Origin of the sequence: Agarivorans sp. QJM3NY_29 (assembly GCF_050870835.2) — a bacterium.
Lineage (GTDB): Bacteria > Pseudomonadota > Gammaproteobacteria > Enterobacterales > Celerinatantimonadaceae > Agarivorans.
The window spans coordinates 2,897,342-2,918,064 of record NZ_CP194036.2; the positions used below are offsets into that span (position 1 = coordinate 2,897,342).

At 42.8% G+C, this 20,723-nt stretch carries 17 protein-coding genes; 10 read left to right on the forward strand and 7 right to left on the reverse strand.

Going from position 1 to position 20,723, the window contains the following annotated elements; all coding sequences use genetic code 11:
- Nucleotides 1-52: 52 nt before the first annotated feature.
- The 4 genes from ACRRS0_RS13195 to pspA all read right to left on the reverse strand — a co-directional run bounded on the left by ACRRS0_RS13195 (nucleotide 53) and on the right by pspA (nucleotide 3,272).
- On the reverse strand, nucleotides 53-1,525 hold the full coding sequence (locus ACRRS0_RS13195; RefSeq protein WP_432452725.1) for a TyrR/PhhR family helix-turn-helix DNA-binding protein: 1,473 nt from the start codon (nucleotides 1,523-1,525) through the stop codon (nucleotides 53-55).
- A 474-nt stretch (nucleotides 1,526-1,999) separates the two neighbouring features.
- Entirely contained in the window at nucleotides 2,000-2,374 is a 375-nt protein-coding gene (pspC, locus tag ACRRS0_RS13200; RefSeq protein WP_432452724.1) for an envelope stress response membrane protein PspC, read from the reverse strand.
- Nucleotides 2,374-2,598 carry an envelope stress response membrane protein PspB gene (gene pspB / locus ACRRS0_RS13205; protein ID WP_432452723.1) on the reverse strand — a complete coding sequence of 75 codons (225 nt, stop codon included), beginning with the start codon at nucleotides 2,596-2,598 and terminating at the stop codon, nucleotides 2,374-2,376. The genes pspC and pspB overlap by 1 nt, the downstream gene beginning before the upstream one ends.
- A gap of 11 nt (nucleotides 2,599-2,609) precedes the next feature.
- A complete protein-coding gene (gene pspA / locus ACRRS0_RS13210) occupies nucleotides 2,610-3,272 on the reverse strand; it encodes a phage shock protein PspA (protein ID WP_432452722.1) in 663 nt (220 codons plus the stop codon).
- 154 nt (nucleotides 3,273-3,426) lie between these two features.
- On the opposite strand from pspA, the gene pspF reads away from it, so the two are divergent.
- The 6 genes from pspF (at nucleotide 3,427) to ACRRS0_RS13240 (ending at nucleotide 9,718) form a co-directional block, all read left to right on the forward strand.
- Complete coding sequence (pspF, locus tag ACRRS0_RS13215; protein ID WP_432452721.1) at nucleotides 3,427-4,407, forward strand: phage shock protein operon transcriptional activator; 981 nt, start codon at nucleotides 3,427-3,429, stop codon at nucleotides 4,405-4,407.
- Nucleotides 4,408-4,479: 72 nt separating this feature from the next.
- Nucleotides 4,480-6,078, forward strand: coding sequence for an ABC transporter substrate-binding protein (locus ACRRS0_RS13220; RefSeq protein ID WP_432452720.1), 1,599 nt, complete (start codon nucleotides 4,480-4,482; stop codon nucleotides 6,076-6,078).
- Between the two features lie 3 nt (nucleotides 6,079-6,081).
- Nucleotides 6,082-7,047, forward strand: coding sequence for an ABC transporter permease (locus ACRRS0_RS13225; RefSeq protein ID WP_432452719.1), 966 nt, complete (start codon nucleotides 6,082-6,084; stop codon nucleotides 7,045-7,047).
- Nucleotides 7,034-7,921 carry an ABC transporter permease subunit gene (locus ACRRS0_RS13230; RefSeq protein WP_432452718.1) on the forward strand — a complete coding sequence of 296 codons (888 nt, stop codon included), beginning with the start codon at nucleotides 7,034-7,036 and terminating at the stop codon, nucleotides 7,919-7,921. Before ACRRS0_RS13225 ends, ACRRS0_RS13230 begins: the two co-directional genes overlap by 14 nt.
- Entirely contained in the window at nucleotides 7,921-8,931 is a 1,011-nt protein-coding gene (locus ACRRS0_RS13235; protein ID WP_432452717.1) for a peptide ABC transporter ATP-binding protein, read from the forward strand. The genes ACRRS0_RS13230 and ACRRS0_RS13235 overlap by 1 nt, the downstream gene beginning before the upstream one ends.
- A complete protein-coding gene (locus ACRRS0_RS13240) occupies nucleotides 8,924-9,718 on the forward strand; it encodes a peptide ABC transporter ATP-binding protein (protein WP_432452716.1) in 795 nt (264 codons plus the stop codon). The genes ACRRS0_RS13235 and ACRRS0_RS13240 overlap by 8 nt, the downstream gene beginning before the upstream one ends.
- Nucleotides 9,719-9,757: 39 nt before the next feature.
- Here the strand turns inward: ACRRS0_RS13240 and ACRRS0_RS13245 are convergent, their stop codons facing one another.
- Nucleotides 9,758-10,621, reverse strand: coding sequence for a PEP-CTERM/exosortase system-associated acyltransferase (locus ACRRS0_RS13245; RefSeq protein WP_432452715.1), 864 nt, complete (start codon nucleotides 10,619-10,621; stop codon nucleotides 9,758-9,760).
- A gap of 324 nt (nucleotides 10,622-10,945) precedes the next feature.
- Nucleotides 10,946-11,932, reverse strand: a complete 987-nt coding sequence (gene cra, locus ACRRS0_RS13250; protein WP_432452714.1) for a catabolite repressor/activator — start codon at nucleotides 11,930-11,932, stop codon at nucleotides 10,946-10,948.
- Between the two features lie 255 nt (nucleotides 11,933-12,187).
- On the opposite strand from cra, the gene fruB reads away from it, so the two are divergent.
- The 3 genes from fruB to fruA are packed head-to-tail and all read left to right on the forward strand — an operon-like array spanning nucleotide 12,188 to nucleotide 16,026.
- Nucleotides 12,188-13,327 (forward strand): fused PTS fructose transporter subunit IIA/HPr protein, encoded by a 1,140-nt coding sequence (gene fruB / locus ACRRS0_RS13255; protein ID WP_432452713.1) that lies wholly within the window; start codon nucleotides 12,188-12,190, stop codon nucleotides 13,325-13,327.
- Nucleotide 13,328: 1 nt separating this feature from the next.
- On the forward strand, nucleotides 13,329-14,270 hold the full coding sequence (pfkB, locus tag ACRRS0_RS13260) for a 1-phosphofructokinase (RefSeq protein WP_432452712.1): 942 nt from the start codon (nucleotides 13,329-13,331) through the stop codon (nucleotides 14,268-14,270).
- Nucleotides 14,271-14,289: 19 nt separating this feature from the next.
- Nucleotides 14,290-16,026 carry a PTS fructose transporter subunit IIBC gene (fruA, locus tag ACRRS0_RS13265; RefSeq protein WP_432452710.1) on the forward strand — a complete coding sequence of 579 codons (1,737 nt, stop codon included), beginning with the start codon at nucleotides 14,290-14,292 and terminating at the stop codon, nucleotides 16,024-16,026.
- A gap of 798 nt (nucleotides 16,027-16,824) precedes the next feature.
- On the opposite strand, the gene ACRRS0_RS13270 is transcribed toward fruA, so the two are convergent.
- Complete coding sequence (locus ACRRS0_RS13270) at nucleotides 16,825-18,453, reverse strand: methyl-accepting chemotaxis protein (protein ID WP_432452709.1); 1,629 nt, start codon at nucleotides 18,451-18,453, stop codon at nucleotides 16,825-16,827.
- 856 nt (nucleotides 18,454-19,309) lie between these two features.
- Between ACRRS0_RS13270 and ACRRS0_RS13275 the strand changes: the two genes are divergently transcribed.
- The gene (locus ACRRS0_RS13275; protein ID WP_432452708.1) at nucleotides 19,310-20,716 is read left to right on the forward strand and encodes a glycoside hydrolase family 1 protein; all 1,407 of its coding nucleotides are present in this window, start codon (nucleotides 19,310-19,312) and stop codon (nucleotides 20,714-20,716) included.
- Nucleotides 20,717-20,723 lie beyond the last annotated feature (7 nt).

Here is a 20,723-nt window from a genome sequence, read left to right on the forward strand (position 1 = left end):
AGCGCAAGGGTAAACCTAAGAACGCGCTTTTTCACCGTCAAAGCAGCATCAGCTAGCTGTCAAAATCGGATTTATTACGAATATTATGTTCTCGAAGTTTATTGGCTATCGCGGTATGAGATAAACCCAACTTCTTCGCCAGTAAACGCGAACTTGGATGTTGCGGATAATGGTAACTCAGCAGCAAATGTTCAAATTGGCCCATCGCTGAATGATAATCTTGTTGCAACAGACTTTCGATATTCACACTGTCCACTACTTTTTCATGGTGGTATTTAATATCATTCACTTGCCAGTGTTTAATATTACCGAAGTCGAGTGAATCTTGTAAAACCTGATAAAGTTGCGGAATGTTGCCCGGCCAACTCAGAGAACTTAAATAGCGCTTTACCTCTCGCGTTAGCGGAGGCGAAACTTCCTGATGTTTTGCATACTGAAAGTCTAACCAGGATTGACTTAAGGGGACAATATCTTCTTTTCGTTGCCGAAGCGGAGGCACACATATGCTATTTTTGATCAACGTATAATAACGATCGCCGCCCCATAACGCCGCCAGTTGTTCTGGCGTATAACGACTAGTAAACAAGAGGTGTTTAATCCCAAGTTGAGGTGCGGACAGCGCGCTAATCGCATCTTCAACCTCAACACTTTTTAAGCCTTCAATATTACTTAACAATACCGTATGCGGCCGTTCGGCAGCAATTTCTGCCAACTGTTCCAACAAACTATATTGCTGATCTTGACAATTGAATGCATAAAGACCTTGATCACTGCCCATCGAGAGCTCGTTCAGTAAACGGCCAAAAAATCGTTTTCCTACGCCTGCTTCGCCGAATAATAAGGTTGGCATCGGATGCTCAACCAGACGTTTGATACCGCTTAAGACAAGATTAGTTTCATCGCTGCTCGCAACCAAGCGACCTTCGCTAATTCCCAATTCAAGCTGAGATAAGTCAAAACTTGACTCTAGCCAATGCGCCGATTTAAACAGCATAATCGCGCCAGGAAGGTGAGAAAATAATACCGTTTCAGACAGCGGAATGATGTCAGCCATATAAACTCGACCACTCAGCTGAACTTCCACTAACTCACGTTTTCCAGAACCGCCACCGAACCAACGTTGTACACTAAAACCTCGTAAAAATCGGCCTACATCACTGTTTGTTAGAGACTGCGTGGAATCTGGGCAGGATTGTTCAAATGCCTGATTAAACTGTCGGATCTGACCTACCTTATCGATCAAGACCACCGGATAAGGCACATTGTCTAACAAAATTTGTACTTCTTTATGCTCAATTTCCGAAGGTAAAGCTGAAACAATACGCGCATCGGAAACGCCATTCACATAACGAAACTCACTCAGTAGTTGTTGCGTAAGAGAGAGTTCCATTTCAGCTAAATGTAAAAACAAATGGCCACTATCAACACTTTGCATCGCTTTTAGCGCCAATCCATGTTTTACCAATACTGTTAATACGGCACTAAAAACTGAGGTACTTTGCTCACAATTAAGTTCTATGCGCATAAAACGCCTACTACATCACCCCGTGGTTTGATACATTGACTGAGGCTCAAAAAAAAGCCACCTTCGTATTGTATTGCTTTCTGCTTAAACATCCGCGTTAACTGCAAAAAAGCTCTCCTATTCCTTAGTGACTTCAACATACTATTCGACTTAATGCGCTTATATGTGTTTAGTCTAACCAAAAAAGCTAGCTTAACCAAAGTGTCATTTGCTAATGAATTGGGTTAATTTGAGGCGTAAGCAATTTACTGCTCCAATATCGGTTAGATCAAGCGCTGAGGGCAACATTAATTCCAAGAGGGTGATTGCGCAATGGTTATTTGTGAATAACGATCGCCAATAAATGTAAGCTGTAATGAGGTGAGAGTCGAAAGGCTTGATGCCATCCCCAACGACTTCACCTAGGCCAGAATCATAACTGCTGCCTGAAGCCATATCCATGGCACAGTCAACTGAATATTCATGTAATTCGAATTACAAATCCTTAAACTGACTATGGAGGTCAAAGTTACGAGCAGTAACCATTTTTTCAACTTTACGTAAGCGTTGCTCAAATCCATCAAATTGAGAGTCGAGTTCTTTTAAGGCTTGACTTGGCGTTTCGCCACGTTGCCATACTTTCGATTTTACGGTGACCTCATCGTTAACTTTGGCGTCGACAGGCTGCTTGTCCAAAAATAGCCAAGCCGCGCCATATACAATTAAAAATAACCCAAAATTGGTAATCGCCAAGGTCACTGCGATGATTCGAATTAACCAAGTTTCAGCGCCTAGGCTATGTGCCAATCCAGCACAAACACCCGCAACTTTGCCTTTAACTGGATCGCGATAAAAAGGTCGTTCAAACATTAGCGGTCCCTCCAGTGCGGCACTCGCTCATCAAGAATACTTTCTAATGCGCTAATACGAGACGACATTTCTTTCGCTCGTGCCGCTATCGCATTCAGTTGCTCTCGCTCTTGTTCACTAATGCCGTGTTCCAGCTGACGTTTACTTTTATAATGCAAAATCAACCATAAGGGAGCAACTATCGCCATAAATAGTATTAACGGTGTGACTAATACAGTAAGCATACCCTCTCCCATTATTTAGCCAATTTTGCTTTTAGTTTAGCTAACTCATCGGCAATTTCCGCATCAGCGCTTAACTCAGCAAACTGCTTCGCTAAGTCTTGATTCCCCTCATCCGTGCCTAACACTTCCGCTTTAGCTTCTAGTTGATCGATTTTAGCCTGAAACTGCTCAAACTTCTCACGAGTTTTTAAGGCGCGATCGTTATCTAATTGTTGTCGAACCGCATGACGATTTTTTACCGTGGTTTGACGAGCTATCAATCCTGCTTGTCGATTACGAGATTCAAGCAATTTAAGTTCTAACTGCTCAATTTCTTGCTGTAGTTGTATTAAGCTATCATCCACTAAACCGAGCTCGTGTTGCTGAACCTTGATTGACTCTTGTAAATGTTTCTTTTCCACCAAAGCTAAACGGGCCAAATCTTCACGCTCGCGACTTAAAGCTAATTCAGCTTTCGCTTGCCAGTCGTCCATTTGCAACGCCAAATGTTCGATTTTTCGAAGCAATTGTTTTTTATCAGCCAAAACCTTTGCGGTACTTGCGCGTACTTCTACCAAAGTATCTTCCATTTCCTGGATGATAAGACGCAACATTTTTTGTGGATCTTCAGCCTTATCTAACATTGCACTAATATTGGCATTAATGATATCGGCTAATCGAGTGAACATACCCATGTGAATTCCTCATTCAGTAAAATTGGTCTATTGTTCTCTATCAAGACTCATACCAATAATTTAAACCATTGATATTAAAGGGTATAATCTATAGGTGACAGAAGTGACGACCAAAGATATAGTTAAATTAACCATCTATTAGTGAGAATAACCAATGGAAAGCCCCAGTTTACTCGGAAATAGTCCTAGTTTTTTGGAAGTACTCGACCGAGTGTCATTACTGGCGCCACTGAATCGTCCGGTATTGGTCATCGGCGAAAGAGGAACGGGTAAAGAACTAATTGCCGCTCGTATTCATTACCTGTCGGAACGCTGGGATAAACAATATCTAGGTTTAAACTGCGCCAGCCTCAATCCCAATTTAATCGAATCAGAACTATTTGGTCATCAAGCGGGGGCATTTACCGGTGCCACTCAGCAACGCCAAGGACGATTTGAACAAGCCAACCATGGAACGCTATTGTTAGATGAATTGGCGAATATGCCGATGGAAGTACAAGAAAAACTACTGAGAACTATCGAGTCAAACCAAATCGAGCGAGTTGGTGGCAATAAAAGCATCAACATCGACGTACGTTTAGTCTGCGCCACAAATCAAGATCTGCCCACCCTCGCCCAACAAGGACAATTTCGAGCCGACCTGTTAGACCGATTATCTTTTGCAGTCATCACTCTGCCTCCCTTACGCCATCGACCTGAAGACATTCTGCTACTGGCCAACTATTTTGCTTTAAAAATGACCCGTGAACTAAATCTACAATCTAAACCTCGATTCAGCCAAGCAGCGCAACTCAAATTGGAACAATATCATTGGCCTGGAAACATCCGCGAGCTAAAAAATGTGGTGGAACGAGCGGTGGTTGAAAATGGAGATCCCAAAGACTTAATTAACGACATAAACTTTGACGCTTTCGCGTCTCCTTGGCGTCCCAAGCAAGCTCCCCAAGCAACTCTAGAGGACAGTCACGACAGCACTGGATTTTACCAACAAGTCGCGACCTTCGAAAAAAAATTAATTACTCAAACGCTTAAGAAAAATCATTTTAAACAAACGCTTACTGCCAAATCTCTACAAATAAGCTACCATCAGCTAAGAGGATTAATTAAAAAGCATCAAATTAATACTCAAGCTTAGGTCTATCATTGGTTGAGATAAGCAGATGGTTAATGGTAAATTATCCCGCGGTTATCAGGATATCAGCTTTACATGAATGCATTTTTATACGGCACAATGATGTGCCTAAGCTTGCTGCTAGTCGGTTGTGAGCAACAACAAGACGTTAAAAAGCTAGGTTTAGTTTATTGTACCGAAACCGCACCTCGTACTTTTAACCCCCAACTCGAAAGCTCTATCAATGCGATTGCGGTCACTTCGCGGCATTTATACGACCGTTTAGTTGAAATTAATCCAATCACCCAACAATTGATCGGCGGGGTCGCCAGTAGCTGGCAAATTAGTGAAGATGGTCTGCACTATCGTTTCGATCTTAGGCAGGGGATCCATTTTCATCAAACCAAGTACTTCTCGCCAAGCAGAACGCTTAATGCCGATGATGTGATGTTAAGTTTTCAGCGAATTCTGGATCCCGATCACCCCTTATATAAACTGGTGCACGGTGACTATCCATTCTTCAATAATATTGGTTTCGCAAATAATATTCGTCAACTCCATAAGCTTTCGCAAAGCACGGTCGAGTTTGTTTTAAAAAAACCTGATGCTGCTTTTCTCGCCAGCTTAGCCAGTGACTATGCGGTGATACTATCCGCAGAATACGCTGATCACCTGCGACAACAGAATCAGTTAGCCTTAATCGACCAGCAACCAATCGGCAGTGGGCCTTTCTATTTCGCCAATCAGCGCAAAGATCACTTTATTCGTTATTATCGCCATTGGCGACATTGGCGAGGTGCCCCACCGATGCAGCAGTTGGTATTTGATATTACTCCAAGCTCATCGGTCCGTTTAGCAAAATTACTCACCGGACAGTGTGACATTATGGCGCAACCTGCCGCCAACCAGTTGCAAGTATTGAAACAACGCGATGACTTATTAGTTTCGGTACAAGCAGGGCTGAATGTCTCTTATCTGGCCTTTAATACCCAAAAACCGCCCTTTGCCGATGTGCGGATCAGACGCGACGTGGCAGGTTTAATTGATAAACAGCGTATTGTTGATTCCGTTTACTTAAATACCGCTGAGATTGCACATGGGCTACTTTCGCCTTCTTCTTGGGCTTATCGACGTGAAGCCCATTCACCCGCCCAAAATAACTTGGTTTATCCTTATGTGGAAAAAGCCAAACAAACCGCGATAGAGTTTTGGGTTTTAAATCAAGCCAAGAGTTATAATCCTCAACCCCGTAAAACAGCTGAACTGATCCGTAATGACCTGATCAGCGATGGGTACCAAGTCAATGTGCGTTTGATCGATTGGCAGGTGTTACGACGCCACCTACTCGCCGGACAAGCAAATTACGACCTACTGTTAGTTGGCTGGTCTAGCGATAACAGCGACCCCGACGACTTTTTTAGGCAACAATTTTCTTGTGATGCAATAGAACAAGGCTATAACTATAGCCGTTGGTGTAATGGTCAAATTGAAAGCTTAATAGAAGATGCAATCCGTTCACCGCGTTTAATTAACAGATTAAAAAACTATTACAAAATTCAAGAGATCATCGAACAAGACGTTCCAGTACTGCCCTTAACTCACGCCTTAAAGATGTATTCATACAGTGATACTCTTGGTGGTATCACTTGGAATCCATACGGTGGTGTGTCGTTTAACAACGCATACAGGAAGTAAGCCATGCTACGCTATTTAATACGACGAATTAATCTATTTATAATCACCTTTTTAATTATTAATTTAATTGCTTTTATGTTCCAACATAGTCAGTCACTGGCGAGTCCAGCCGAAGCCAAAAGCATTCAGCAATTCAGCCAATTTGTTTGGCATAATCTGAACGGTGACTTTGGCATATCGAGAGTCACTGGGAAGCCTGTTTTTGATCAATTGATTATTTTTCTACCCGCCACTTTAGAGTTATGTTTTACCGCCTTTATTCTGGCATTTCTAATCGGCATTCCTTTAGGAACCTTAGCTGGTATTTTCCATCAGCACTGGATCAGAAACGTCATTCTTAGCCTCACCATGATTGGCTACAGTATTCCGGTTTTTTGGTTAGCACTGTTATTAGTGATGAATTCTTCACTATTACTCGGATGGTTTCCTGTCTCAGGACGTTATGACCTGCTACTAGAGATCCCTCAAGTTACCGGATTTGGCATTATCGACGTATTCTGGTTACCACAACAGGCCCGCTGGCCAGCATTAATGAGTGTAATAAGTCACCTAATTTTGCCAACTTTAGTATTAGCAGTCGTACCAACCACCGAAGTCATCCGCCAACTCTCAAATTCGATGGCGAAAGTCATGAATGAAAACTACATAAAAGCTGCAGCGACCAAAGGTTTGTCCAAGAGTCAAATTGTGATCCGCCATGCGCTGCATAATGCTTTACCGCCCATTTTACCCAGTTTAGGTTTACAATTTGGTAATGTACTCACCATGGCAATGGTATTAGAAGTGGTGTTTGCTTGGCCGGGGATTGGCCGTTGGCTAATATCAAGCATCTACCAGCAAGATTATGCGGTGATCCAAGGCGGCATGTTAGCCATATCGACTCTCGTTATTGGCACTTTTGTTCTCACCGACTTATTTACCGTCTTGATCCACCCGCTTCGCCGAAGAGAAGTGTATGCTCAGCACTAACGTATTTTCTGAAACTACGGTTTCCAGCGCTCTACAAAGGGTTCTTAGTCGATTTCGTGATAATTCAATTGCGATGATTGGCTTTTGGGTATTCTTGATTTATATGGTCATCGCCTTGTTTGGTCCACTGCTCGCTCCCTATGCGTTGGACTTCCAGGGAGATAATCTAATGCAACCCCCGTCATGGAATCCAAGTGGCCATGTTGATAACTTTTTTGGGACCGATGATTTAGGTAGAGATGTATTTAGCCGACTCATTTACGGTTGTCAGCTTACCTTTGGCGGCGGATTATTGGTCGTCTGCTTCGCCGCATTTATCGGCATTCCATTAGGGGTATTTTCTGGCATGAGCCGCGGTGTAAAATCCAGTATATTACACCACTTAATGGACACCGCTTTATCCATACCCTCACTGTTAATCGCCATTATGGTGGTATCGTTCTTAGGGCCTGGATTACAAAATACTCTAATTGCGATTACCTTAGCTCAAATTCCGCAATTTATTCGTTTCACCTACATCGTTGTCTCAGCCGAGATCCAAAAGGAATACATCACAGCAATTCGTTTGGATGGTGCCACCCACTACCGGATCTTAAAAAACGGCGTGCTACCTAACATCGCCGATGCCATAGTATTTCAAATCAACCGTAGCTTTTCGTCTTCACTGATTGATATTACCGCCTTGGGATTTATTGGCATTGGCGCGCAAGCGCCCCTTCCTGAATGGGGAGCAATGCTCGGTAACAGTCATGATTTGTTATTTTCAGCCCCTTGGACTGTAACCTTACCAGGATTTGTAATCATGAGCAGTATTCTAAGCGTTAACTTGGTTGGGGAAGGCTTGCGTAAAGCGATGCTCGAGGGAGTCGATTAATGGCATTATTAGACATTAGAAATCTGACGATTGAAATTGATACTCCCGCAGGAATCGTCAAAGCAGTGGATCGAGTCAACTTAACCATTGCCGAGGGAGAGATCAAAGCTTTAGTTGGCGAATCCGGCTCAGGGAAAAGTCTGATTGCCAAGGCTTTACTTGGTGTGACCAAACCCAATTGGAAGATCAAGGCTGACCGGATGCACTTGGGCGATATCGACCTGTTATCGCTCAGTGCCCGCCAACGCAGAAAAGTACTCGGCAATGATATTGCAATGATTTTCCAAGAACCGAGCTCCTGCTTAGACCCTTCGGAAGAAGTCGGCAAACAGATCGAAGAAGCCATCCCTTGCCATAATATCAAAGGCGGCTTTTGGCGTCGTTTTCAATGGCGTAAAAAACAAGCGCACGCGCTACTCCATAAAGTGGGCGTAAAAGACCACCATAAAGTAATGCGTAGCTATCCTTACGAATTATCCGACGGCTTATGTCAAAAAGTGATGATAGCCATGGCCATTGCAGGTCAACCAAAACTACTGGTAGCAGACGAGCCTACCACCTCGATGGAAATTACCACCGCCAGCCAGATCCTGCGTTTACTCGACAAGCTCAATAAATTGAATAACACCGCGATTTTATTGATCAGTCATGATTTAACGACCTTAGCTGGCTTAGCCGATACCATTAGTGTGATTTATTGTGGCCAAATCGTTGAAGTGGGCAGCGCAGAGCAAGTTACCAATGATACTCGGCATCATTATACCTCGGCGTTATTAAACTCTGCGCCAAAATTTGACCATCCCTTCGAACACAAGAGCTTTTTACCTGGCTTACCAGGGTCGATCCCTGCGCTACAGCACCTGCCGATTGGTTGCCGACTTGGCCCTCGATGCCCTAAAGCACAACGAGAGTGTGTGATTCAACCTAAGTTGAAAAAGGTTAAAGGTCATCTATTTGCTTGCCACTACCCACTGAACATGGAACCAAAGGTCGTCTCTGATAATGGATAAATCAAAAATGGGGAACTTATTACAAGTTCGTCACTTATCACAACATGTTTATGTTCACAAAGGTTGGCTTAGTCGACAACGAGTATCTGCTATCGACGACATTAGCTTCGGCTTAAATATGGGCGAGAGTTTGGCGATTATTGGTGAAGCTGGCTCAGGAAAATCAAGCCTTGCCAAGGTATTGACCGGTATCAATAAACCGAGTCAAGGAGATATATTCATTCAGGGCGAAGCACTACAATTTGGTGATTATACACGTCGCTGTCGCTTAATTCGGATGATTTTTCAGGATCCCAGCAGCTCACTCAATCCACGTTCAAATATAGGACGCATTTTATCCGCCCCCTTAAGCTTAAATACCGAGCTTTCGGCTCAAGAGCAGCAACAAAAAGTAATGGCGACACTTCGATTAGTTGGGCTATTGGAAGAACATGCCGAATTCTATCCTAATATGTTATCCAGTGGGCAGAAGCAACGGGTTGGACTCGCAAGGGCTCTAATACTCAACCCTAAAATCATCGTGATTGACGAAAGCATTGCCGCACTTGATGTTTCAGTTCGCGCCCAAATAATCAACCTATTATTGGGCTTACAACGCCGTTTTGCCATCAGCTACATCTTTGTTTCAAACGACTTAGGCCTTGTACGCCACTTCAGTGACAAGGTACTGGTCATGCAACAAGGAAAAGCCGTTGAATTTAAAGACACCGAAGATTTTTTCACCCACCCAGAGCATGAATTAAGCCAACGCCTACTGTCGGCCTACCAAGATGCAATTCGCAAGTAAATCTTGGGCAGGTCTATAAAGCTCGGTCAGGGACTCACATTAGCGGTCGTTACGAAATAAAAGCCTTTCTTGAGCATCCATAATCCTTGTCATGGAAAGAGATTGCAGGACTTCTCTTTCAATCATGTCCATTAGAGGCTGGAGAGTAATTGGCAAGTCACTCCGTATCTTTTCCGCGGTAATATAATACGGCGCGCGCTGGCCATGGTATTCAACCACAGGTCCTATCTGTTGAAATTTAATGCCAAGTAAAGCCGTACTTCGAGCAAGACGAGGCTCCATCATGACATAAGCGTGCCGAACATGTTGTTGCTCAGCTAACACTGTTGCCGCTAAATACATGCTAGCCGTGATAAAAGGAAAACAACGTAATTCTTCTTCATACAATTCAGCAACGTTAATCCCGCCAATAGCTGAATCTTGAAACTTATCAGCCTTACGACGTCTAAAGGTTGAACGTAAGGCTAACCTTGATATTTCACAGATGTCTGCTCGGTCAAAGTTATCAGGATGCAACTTTTCATCGGTGATGGCACCTCGACAATACTTTTCTAGTGGTAACAATTGTGAACCAGAAGGGGCCACGACTCTCACCGTACTTGCATAACTATTGGAAGACAAATGACGAACTAAACAGTAATCAGAATATTCATCAAATTCGTCCCGCTCTTGCTTTAAGGCATTGACCGGCTCAAAATTTAGTTCCTCACAGTATACATCATGACGCAAACGATAAACTTGGTGCACATCTTCATCATTCAGCGCCACCATCGGCTTAAAGTAATTTTCGTAATGCCTGGCTATCTCAACGGCTTTTTTCTTCGCCATTTGCCGAGTCGCATTATTGCTGGGTAAACCGACGACTTTTCCTTTTATACTGGTCGCTAATATATTTTCTTTCAATGGCTAAATCCTTACTCCATTAAGTGATTTATGGTTTAAATAATTCAAACGCTTAGACATTGATACTACCTTACTTAATTGATGTATAGTTTTTTTTGACAACCAATAGGCTCAACTCAAATCGCTTCATCAATTGTTAAAAAACATAATAAATTGAACTTAATGTCAAGATAGGAACATCTAGTGAAGCACAGCCAATCTTTTAAAATGACTTTCCGGTGCTAACTTGAATCAAAAGAAAAAGGAACCGCTATTCGTCAACTAATCGACAACATCGCTTAATTGGAGTAACGGCTGGGGCGTAAATGAGAAAGGAGTGTTGGACTAGCTGCGTTTAACTAACTTGCGAGGAACGACTTCCACACCAGTTTGGTATTTCCCGCTGACCGCAGCAAAAGCCAGATATAAGATCTTTTCTGCAATGAGTTCGAGTTGTTGCGGCAACGATTGCACGCTAATGGTTAACATATCAAGTAAGGCGTGGTCACCAAAAGTCGCTAACTTAACCTTACTCGACAGCTCTGGATGGCTCACTAATACGTCCATCACACCTTCAAATAAAATATAAGACGTTGTCACAATACCTTCCGGTAATTGACCCTCTGCTAACCAACGATTAATAATGCTTCGGCCCTGTTCTCTGCTAAAACGATCACCATAACAGATCTGACTATCAACCTGAGGCTCGCTCTTAGTAATGGCAGCCAGAAAGCCCTGTTCCCGCTCTTTAGAAACGATTAAATCATACGATGCAGCCACTAAACCAACACTGTGACATCCTAATTCAATCAACGACCGAGTTAACGCTGCAGCACCGTCAAAATCTTCACTAATCACACTACAAAAGTGTTCATCGTTGAACATCCGGTCAACAGCAATAACTGGGACCCCTTGATTTTGTACGCTTAAGTAAAAATCATCAGAAGCGGGTAAACAGCTTGCGACAATCAGCACATCAATTCGCCGTCCAATCAAACTGCTCACCACAAGCCGTTCGTTATCTGCACTATCATCGCTACAACAAATAATAAAATGATAGCCTTGCTTTCGGGCATCTCGTTCAAGCAACTTAGCGAGTTTAGCGTAACTGCTGTTTTCCAAGTCAGGAACAATTAAACCGAAGGTTTTACTCGCCCCCCCTCTGAGTAGGCTCGCGGCATGGTTAGGCTGATAATCATGTTGCCGAACAATATCAAGTACCCGTTGTTGTGTCTTTAAACTAATCCGGTACTTATCTGCCTTACCATTAATGACGTAACTCGCCGTCGTTTTGGATACCCCTGCCAACGAAGCTATTTCATCTAGTTTCACACGTTTACCCTTTACCAATTTGCGAATAAAAAAGGATCGAGCGTGATCTTGATCTCTTTTTGTTAACAAATACTTTGAGAATAATTGCAACTCTAGCTGAATCGATTCAGTATGTCACCATTAGTTTGAATATAGCTCAATTAGCCAGTTCAAACTTTTTTTAAAACAATGGGCTGAATCGGTTCAGCTGATTAGCTTGCTAACCTATACTAAGTAGACTAACTAGTAAGTACCAAGATCATAGGAGTGATTCTGATGTTAACGCTTTCCCTAGAAAATATATGCCTTAATCAACAGGCGCAAGATAAGCAAGCAGCGATAAAAAAAATCGCAGCTGCGCTACAAGCAGAAGGCTTTATTCAAGCCAAATATGTCGAAGGCATGTTACAACGTGAGCAAGTTAACTCTACTTATTTAGGTAATGGTATTGCCATTCCGCATGGCACCACCGATACCCGTGACCAAGTCATCCAAACTGGTGTCTCGGTGCATCACTTTCCCGAAGGTGTTGACTGGGGGGATGGCAACATCGTTTATTTGGCCATTGGTATTGCTGCTAAGTCAGGTGAACACCTGATGATCCTAAAGCAGCTTACCAAAGTGCTTTCGGTGGATGGGGCAGAAGAGCTAATCAAGAATGCTAAAGACAGTAGCACCATTATGAATCTAATTAATGGTGATACCCAGTTAGAAATTGAATTTGATGCCTCACTCATCTTAGAAGATTTTCCAGTCCAAAGCATGGTACAGCTCAATGCCGTTGCCGCCGGCACTCTTAAAAATAAAGATTTATTAAACCAACAAGGTATTGCGACTAGCCTTGAACAAGCAGCGACCTACTTAGGTAACGGATATTGGCTGAACTGTGTTGCCAAAGGAGCGTTACGCAGTGGTATATGTGTCATCAAGGTACAAGAGCAATTCCAACATCATAATAAACCAGTAAATGGCTTAATCATGATCAGCGCCGCCAATGCCTGCTATCTACCAGCACTCAAATTTTTAGGTCAACAAGTCTATCAAGATCAATTAGCTGCTGTCGCAAAACTAAGTAAAGTCGAACTCATCACCAGCCTTACCGAAAATAAACTTGCCGGAGCCAATCCAGCGCAAAGTGATGGAAATGTTGCGATATTCCAAATCGTTAACCCACACGGTTTACACGCTCGTCCCGGCGCGTTACTCGTGGCAGAAGCAAAAAAATTCAAATCCAATATCACGGTGGTGAACGTCGATAGCGAAGCGCCAGCAGTCAATGCTAAAAGTCTAATGAAAGTAATGACCCTTGGCGTTAAATATCAAAGTAAATTGCAGTTCACTGCCGAAGGTGAAGATGCTCAAGAAGCATTAAAAGCCATCGGCGAAGCTATCGCGGCAGGCTTAGGAGAACTCTAAAATGAGTCAAGCTAAAGCAGTGTTATGTATCACCCTTAACCCAGCATTAGACCTGACGGGTTCATTAGAGAACATGACCGTCGGCAGTGTCAATAATGTCACTGAAGCAAATCTGCACCCTGCGGGTAAAGGCGTAAATGTAGCGAAAGTACTTGCAGACCTAGGCGCACAAGTCTGTGTTAGCGGATTTTTAGGGAAAGATAATGCCGCAGCTTTCGAATGCTTATTCGAACAAAGCCAGATCCGCGACGAGTTTATTCGAGTCGCCGGTGAAACGCGTACCAATGTTAAAATGGTTGAAGCAAGTGGCCAAGTCACAGACTTAAACTTTCCAGGTTTTAGTGTGGATGCAGCTGATCTATTAGCTTTTGAGCAATCACTTGAGCAACTATGTGAACAATATTCTCATGTAGTATTTGCGGGAAGTTTAGCCAAGGGCATAGAACTCAGCGATTTTGAAGCGTGGATTAATCTCGCCAAAAGCAAGGGATGTACGGTCTTAATTGATACCTCAGGGGCTGCACTGAATACAGCCATTGCCACCGCTCCCAACATGGTAAAACCAAACCAAGATGAGTTAGAAGACTGGTGTGGAACAGCATTAAACAGTATTGATAAACTAAAAGAAAAAGGCCAAGAACTTGCTGATTTAGGGATTGAGCACGTGCTGATTTCTCGCGGCGAACATGGCTCATTATGGCTTAACCAAAACCACTGGATGCAAGCCACGCCTCCATCAATGAATGTAGTCAGTACCGTAGGAGCAGGCGATACTTTTGTTGCCAGTTTCTGCTGGGGCTTACTCAATCAATCCAGCGCGAAAGAATTACTTCGCTTCGCCAGTGCCATGTCGTCTCTCGCGGTCAGTCAAACGAACGTTGGTTTGCCTAGCCAAGAAGCATTGGACTCGGTTCTGCAACAAACTACTATTACGCAAATGTAAACAGACCAAGGAATTGTATATGAATACCATTATTGTGACCGCATGCCCCAGTGGCATTGCAAATAGCATAATTACAGCCGGTCTACTCGAGCAAGCCACGAGAGAGAAAGGTTGGAAAAGTGTAATTGAATGCCACTCAACGGTTCAAGATTGCCAGCGCTTAGCTCCGGCAGATATTGATAGTGCAGAATTAGTGATCATTGTTGCTGACCCGCAGTGTTACGCTGATTTAGACTTGGCGCGTTTCAATAACAAAAATGCTTATCTAGCGTCAGCAAGCGAAGTCATCGATAACCCTAAAGAATTCTTGAGTGCAGCACAAAGCAGAGCAACCGCTTTTGTTGCACCTAAAATAGAAGCACAGGCACCCGCGGCATCAAGCCAATTGAAAGTGGTTGGTATTACCGCTTGTCCCACTGGTGTTGCACATACTTTCATGGCTGCAGAAGCACTTGAAGACTTTGGTAAGAAGCAAGGTTACCAAGTTAAAATTGAAACTAGAGGTTCAGTTGGTGCAAAGAACCAACTTAGCGAAGCTGAAATAGCTGAAGCTGATTTAGTTATTATCGCGGCCGATATTGAAGTTGATTTAGCGCGCTTTGACGGTAAAAAGTTACATAAAACGTCAACCGGAATCGCCCTGAAAAAAACCAAAGACTGCTATGCTACAGCCATCGCTGACGCTAAAGTTTACCAGCACTCAGCAAAATCAAGTAGCTCTGAAGGGGCTGCTAAAGCTGAAAAAACCGGTGCCTACAAACACTTGATGACGGGTGTATCACATATGCTACCGGTTGTGGTAGCTGGTGGTCTTTGTATTGCGCTTTCGTTTATATTTGGTATCGAAGCATTTAAAGAAGAAGGCACCTTAGCCGCAGCCCTAATGACCATTGGTGGCGGTTCTGCTTTTGCATTAATGATCCCTGTATTAGCTGGTTATATCGCCTACTCAATTGCGGATAGACCCGGTTTAGCCCCTGGTTTAGTCGGTGGTATGTTAGCAAGTTCAACTGGCGCCGGTTTCTTAGGTGGTATTTTAGCTGGTTTCATTGCGGGTTATTTAGCGAAATGGCTCATCGAAAATATTAAATTGCCAAATTCGATGGAAGCACTCAAACCCATTTTGATTGTCCCCTTCCTTGCGACCTTAGCGGTTGGCCTTATCATGATCTACGTGATTGGTAGCCCAGTAGCAGCAGCAATGACCAGTTTGACTGATTTCTTGAACAACATGGGTTCAACTAATGCGGTATTACTCGGTATCATATTAGGTGCAATGATGTGCTTCGACTTAGGTGGCCCAGTCAACAAAGCGGCATACACCTTTGGTGTAGGTCTATTGTCAACTCAAACCTACGGTCCTATGGCTGCCATCATGGCAGCGGGTATGGTTCCAGCCTTAGGCATGGGTTTAGCCACCTTCCTTGCACGTAATAAATTTATTGAAAGTGAGCGAGAAGCAGGCAAAGCCTCATTTGTACTTGGCCTATGTTTCATCTCTGAAGGTGCTATTCCATTCGCAGCGAAAGATCCAATGCGAGTGATTCCAGCATGTATGATCGGCGGAGCGGTAACTGGTGCCTTATCGATGTTATTCGGTGCGCAACTATTAGCGCCTCATGGCGGATTATTTGTACTCTTTATTCCAAATGCTATTTCACCCGTATTTCTTTACCTAGCTGCTATTGCGGTCGGTACAGCAATTACCGGTTTCGGATACGCGTTTGTTAAAAAATCGGATACGGCAATCAGCTAATTCTAATTCAACATGATTAGAATCACTGAGTGAAATCTTAAAAACGGAAACCCACATTGGTTTCCGTTTTTTTATGCTTCTTACAACACTTCATATGACAATTCCCATTAACACTAAATCCAGCAGCTAATAGGCATCAAACCGTTAGCAATAGCTCTGGTATTAAGACAGGCGTATCGAAACAACTTCTGGGGCTAGTATTATTTTACCTCAGCGATGAGGTATGACTTTGTTACGATAACTTTTAATCGAGTTTAGCTTGAACCACGATAGATAATAACATCGTGATTTAAGCACCTAACGAACCCGTTCTGCGCAAATCATCACTGTATTAAGCAAAACGAATAGCGAAAATTACCTGGAAATTTCAGCTGGAAGTGTAGAGGAAAATTAGCACTCTTGGCTTTTTAAAAGAGAAATTGCTTCGGTAGACTTGACTGCCTTACAAGGTCTCACATGACCCGAACTCGGAATACTGAGCCCGTGAAGCGTGATAACCAGCAAATTCTATTCGTTATTTTTTCATCCGTGTATTTAAAGCCGACGCCAGATCAGTTGATAGAAAACAAGCTTAGGTTGAAAAGAATTTAGCTCAAAATAAAGCGAACCAGTTGCTCCAAGGCAGTCACCGTAAAATAGCTTAAGGTCTGAGCGACGACAACTGATAATGAGACCAATCATGACTAAAGATATGAAAGGTCTCGAGCCTCAACTGATTACGTAGTATGAGCTACTACATATGAGCCAGCGTGACGCTCCGCCTCTAAAACGCCTTAAATTGCAAAACAACGGTATCGCTTAACCACTGACCTTGAACCGGTTCATTTGCTGGCTTAACAAATTCGCTAATTCTAATGCGGAGTGGGCGTCTGCTTGTGACTCCGTCGAATTTTCTAAGTTTAGTTTAGTTTTATCTGCTAATTCTGTGAGGTTACGGTTAATATCTTCGGTCACATGGCTCTGCTGCTCTGTCGATGCAGCTGTAGAAGCAGATACCTCTGACACCTTAGACGTTGACTCAAGGATTTGCGTTAATGCTTGCTGGGTTTGTCCAGCAAGTTCAACCGTACCTTCAGCGTCAACCGCGCCCTTATTAATTGCTTCAACCGCTTGAGTCACGCCACTTTGCAAGGCTTCTATCATTTTTTGAATATCTTCAGTGGATTGTTGCGTTTTACTCGCCAAGCTTCTGACTTCGTCAGCGACCACCGCAAAACCTCTTCCTTGTTCTCCCGCTCGCGCAGCTTCAATCGCGGCATTCAGTGCCAACAGGTTAGTTTGCTCGGCAATTCCACGGATAACATCGAGTACCGAAGCAATACGATCAGAATCCTTGGAAAGAAGCTCAACCACATTAGCTGCGTCTTGAACAGATGTTGACAATAAGGTGATATGTTCAACAGATTGTTGAGTAATATTTTGTCCCTGCACTGTTTGCGCATTAACCGTATTAATTTCCTCCGCGGTGTGGCCCGCATTACTGGCCACCTCTCTGATGGCAGCGGCCATTTCTGTTACTGCCGTTGCAATCATTTCCACCGACTGGTTTTGCTCCAAACTCACTTCTGCTGTTTGCTGTGATTTATCATTTAGGCTGCTAATCGATGAACTTAAATCATTGGCCTGTGCTCTCACTGAACTGATCAATCTATCTAACAATTCGACAAATTGATTAAAACTATTCGCTAATCCCGCGATTTCATCGCGACCTTTAACCTCCAATCGTTGCGTCAAATCGCCCTCGCCTTGAGAGATATCCCGAATTCTTGATGTCACCACATTAATCGCGTCAACTAACATTTTAGGGCCAAAATAGGCTAGTAATACCGCCAAAATAACAGAAGAAATCCCCACAAAGCTCAATACATTCATGTTTGTATCTACAGCAACGTCCGAAGCTTGATTAATATCATCAGCAATCGCTTCAGCGGCTTCGGTCGCAACATTGTATAATTCCCGCAAATTTTGAAAATGCTCATAGCTGGCTTTCTGACTTAGAGCTTCCGCATCAGCCAGCTGATTTGCTTTCAGCAATGAGAAGACTTGCAAGCTAGTTTGTTTCCAAAGCTTATACCTTTGGTCAAAGTTCTGAAGCCCTTGATTCGCCTGAGGATAATCAGCTAATAAAGCTTGAAATTTGTGCATTCGATCTTCGGCTTGTTGCGCGTTTTCATTAAAATCATCTAAATATTGAGCAAGCTGATCACTTGACTTCATTGCTTCGAGTTCAGCTACCCGAGCCTGATATAGATCCCGATCAGCGTTAAGTACCGAAGACATAGCCGGGAGAATCTTTCCACCAAGAGCATCTAAACTTTCAGAAGTTTTTACACCCATATTCATACCAATTAGCCCAACAACAACCAGTAAAATGGCATTCACCACAAACACTAATGAGTATTTAAACCTTAAGCTTCCAAAATTCATTTCATTACCCCTTATCCACTCTCTTCCCTAATCTATGCTGAATAATATTTATTATTTTTTAACAAGATTATGATTAAAAGATTTAACTATCATCACATCCAACATCATAAGATAAAATTTGACGCCCACGCCTTACCCTCATTAAACCCTCGCTAATCTACTTCTAAGCATATGGTCATTTTTTAACAGATAAAAAGATGGATAAAATGTAGCTAACTAAATTATAGGCAATAACAAAAAGCTAGGATAAAAAGATAGTTTGATATCAGGATAGTTATCCATGAAAATCATGTGAAAAACCAAAATTTATGTTTAAATCCCTTCATTTTCAACAAACTAGCCTCCTGTATTGTTTGATTAGTTATTTTCAAAATAAACGGCTTAATTCACATTTTTTATTTAAAATAATTAGCATAATTCACTTCGAAACAATGAAGGTTATCCTTTGCATCATTTTAAAAATTAATTTTAGATGTCAAAATTTTAGGTAGAGAACAAACTCAACAATAATCATATTTATCTACAATTGAAATCATCAAAAGAGTCAAGGGAATTAACAGAGTTAATCAAGACATTTACAACTAAAGAAACCTTTCCTTCCGCCAATAAAACGCAACAACCAAGACCTTTTTTACTCGGCGCATGCTAGCTATCAAAGCGCTTCCGTCACCTATACAAAAATCGAAGAGCCTATTTGTGCTTCTCTTTAATTTGTAACGATTATCCGCAAAACCATTCATTAGCCAATCTAATCCATAAGGCGTTTAAATTAGGTTGTACCACTATTTGTTTATTTTTAAATTAGCGTATCTTATCCAGCATTCATGCATACCACCATTTAAGTAGGGAGAGAACCATGGCTTTTCGTTTTCCTGATACATTTCTATGGGGCGGAGCAACCGCAGCTAATCAAATTGAAGGCGCCTATAACGCCGATGGCAAAGGACTGTCAACATCAGACATCCAACCGTATGGCACCTTTGGTGAATTAAAGCCTCGAGTTGAGGGAGACTTCAACATAAAAGACAACGCCATTGATTTTTATCATCGCTATCCCGAAGACATCGCATTGTTTGCCGAGCTTGGTTTCAGCTGTTTTCGCTTATCCATAGCCTGGAGTCGGATCTTCCCCAAAGGCGACGAGCTAGAGCCAAACCAGCAGGGGCTCGAATACTACGACAAAATTTTTGATGAATTAGAAAAACACAACATCACTCCACTGGTAACCCTCTCCCATTATGAAATGCCTTTACATCTCGCTCAGCATTATCAGGGCTGGACCAACCGAAAACTCATTGAGTTCTTTGAACGTTATTCAAGCACTGTTTTCTCTCGATATGGTGATCGGGTTAAACATTGGCTAACCTTCAATGAAATTAATATCACGCTACATGAACCTTTCACTGGAGCCGGCATTCCGCGAGGAACAGATCCACAAAACCTTTATCAGGGGATCCACCATCAACTGGTCGCCAGCGCAAAAGCCGTGAAAGCCTGCCATCAACTGGTCCCCAATGGAAAAATTGGCAATATGATGTTAGGCGCAATTCAATACCCTCTCACCAGCCATCCAGATGATATCTTCGAAGCCTTACAACAAAATCGAGAATGGTTATTTTTTGGCGATGTCCAAAGCCGTGGTTATTACCCAAGCTACATTTGGCGAAAATTCAAACAAATGGGCGTAAAGCTAGACATAACCGAAGCTGATAAAGAAGCCTTAACTGAGACCATTGATTTCATTTCCTTTAGCTACTACATGACGGGATGTGTCAGTGTTCATCAAAGTGATATGGCCTTTACTGATGAAGATATACTCAAAATGGGCTGCAATCCTTATTTGGAATCTTCAGACTGGGGTTGGCAAATTGACCCCAAAGGGCTCCGCATCGTGCTAAACCTCCTCTATGACCGCTATCAAAAACCTCTATTCATTGTCGAAAATGGACTTGGCGCAGTTGATACGGTCAATGAAAATGGACAGATAGAAGACGACTATCGAATAGACTACTTAAACGACCACTTATATCAGGTGGGTGAAGCCTTACAGGACGGCGTGGAGATCATGGGTTACACCAGCTGGGCTCCAATTGACTTGGTGAGTGCCTCAACCGCACAAATGTCTAAACGTTATGGTTATATCTATGTCGATAGTGATGACCAAGGGCAAGGGAGTCTATTGAGAAAGCGCAAAAAAAGTTTCTTTTGGTATCAAGATGTAATCCAATCGAAAGGAGAAAACCTTACTCCCCCAACAAAATAACAAGCAA

Excerpts from the sequence above, each read along its gene's own strand:
- ACRRS0_RS13195 (WP_432452725.1), bottom strand. The coding sequence starts at position 1,525 with ATGCGCATAGAACTTAATTGTGAGCAAAGTACCTCAGTTTTTAGTGCC.
- pspC (WP_432452724.1), bottom strand. The coding sequence starts at position 2,374 with ATGTTTGAACGACCTTTTTATCGCGATCCAGTTAAAGGCAAAGTTGCG.
- pspB (WP_432452723.1), bottom strand. The coding sequence starts at position 2,598 with ATGCTTACTGTATTAGTCACACCGTTAATACTATTTATGGCGATAGTT.
- pspA (WP_432452722.1), bottom strand. The coding sequence starts at position 3,272 with ATGGGTATGTTCACTCGATTAGCCGATATCATTAATGCCAATATTAGT.
- pspF (WP_432452721.1), top strand. The coding sequence starts at position 3,427 with ATGGAAAGCCCCAGTTTACTCGGAAATAGTCCTAGTTTTTTGGAAGTA.
- ACRRS0_RS13220 (WP_432452720.1), top strand. The coding sequence starts at position 4,480 with ATGAATGCATTTTTATACGGCACAATGATGTGCCTAAGCTTGCTGCTA.
- ACRRS0_RS13225 (WP_432452719.1), top strand. The coding sequence starts at position 6,082 with ATGCTACGCTATTTAATACGACGAATTAATCTATTTATAATCACCTTT.
- ACRRS0_RS13230 (WP_432452718.1), top strand. The coding sequence starts at position 7,034 with ATGCTCAGCACTAACGTATTTTCTGAAACTACGGTTTCCAGCGCTCTA.
- ACRRS0_RS13235 (WP_432452717.1), top strand. The coding sequence starts at position 7,921 with ATGGCATTATTAGACATTAGAAATCTGACGATTGAAATTGATACTCCC.
- ACRRS0_RS13240 (WP_432452716.1), top strand. The coding sequence starts at position 8,924 with ATGGATAAATCAAAAATGGGGAACTTATTACAAGTTCGTCACTTATCA.
- fruB (WP_432452713.1), top strand. The coding sequence starts at position 12,188 with ATGTTAACGCTTTCCCTAGAAAATATATGCCTTAATCAACAGGCGCAA.
- pfkB (WP_432452712.1), top strand. The coding sequence starts at position 13,329 with ATGAGTCAAGCTAAAGCAGTGTTATGTATCACCCTTAACCCAGCATTA.
- fruA (WP_432452710.1), top strand. The coding sequence starts at position 14,290 with ATGAATACCATTATTGTGACCGCATGCCCCAGTGGCATTGCAAATAGC.
- ACRRS0_RS13270 (WP_432452709.1), bottom strand. The coding sequence starts at position 18,453 with ATGAATTTTGGAAGCTTAAGGTTTAAATACTCATTAGTGTTTGTGGTG.
- ACRRS0_RS13275 (WP_432452708.1), top strand. The coding sequence starts at position 19,310 with ATGGCTTTTCGTTTTCCTGATACATTTCTATGGGGCGGAGCAACCGCA.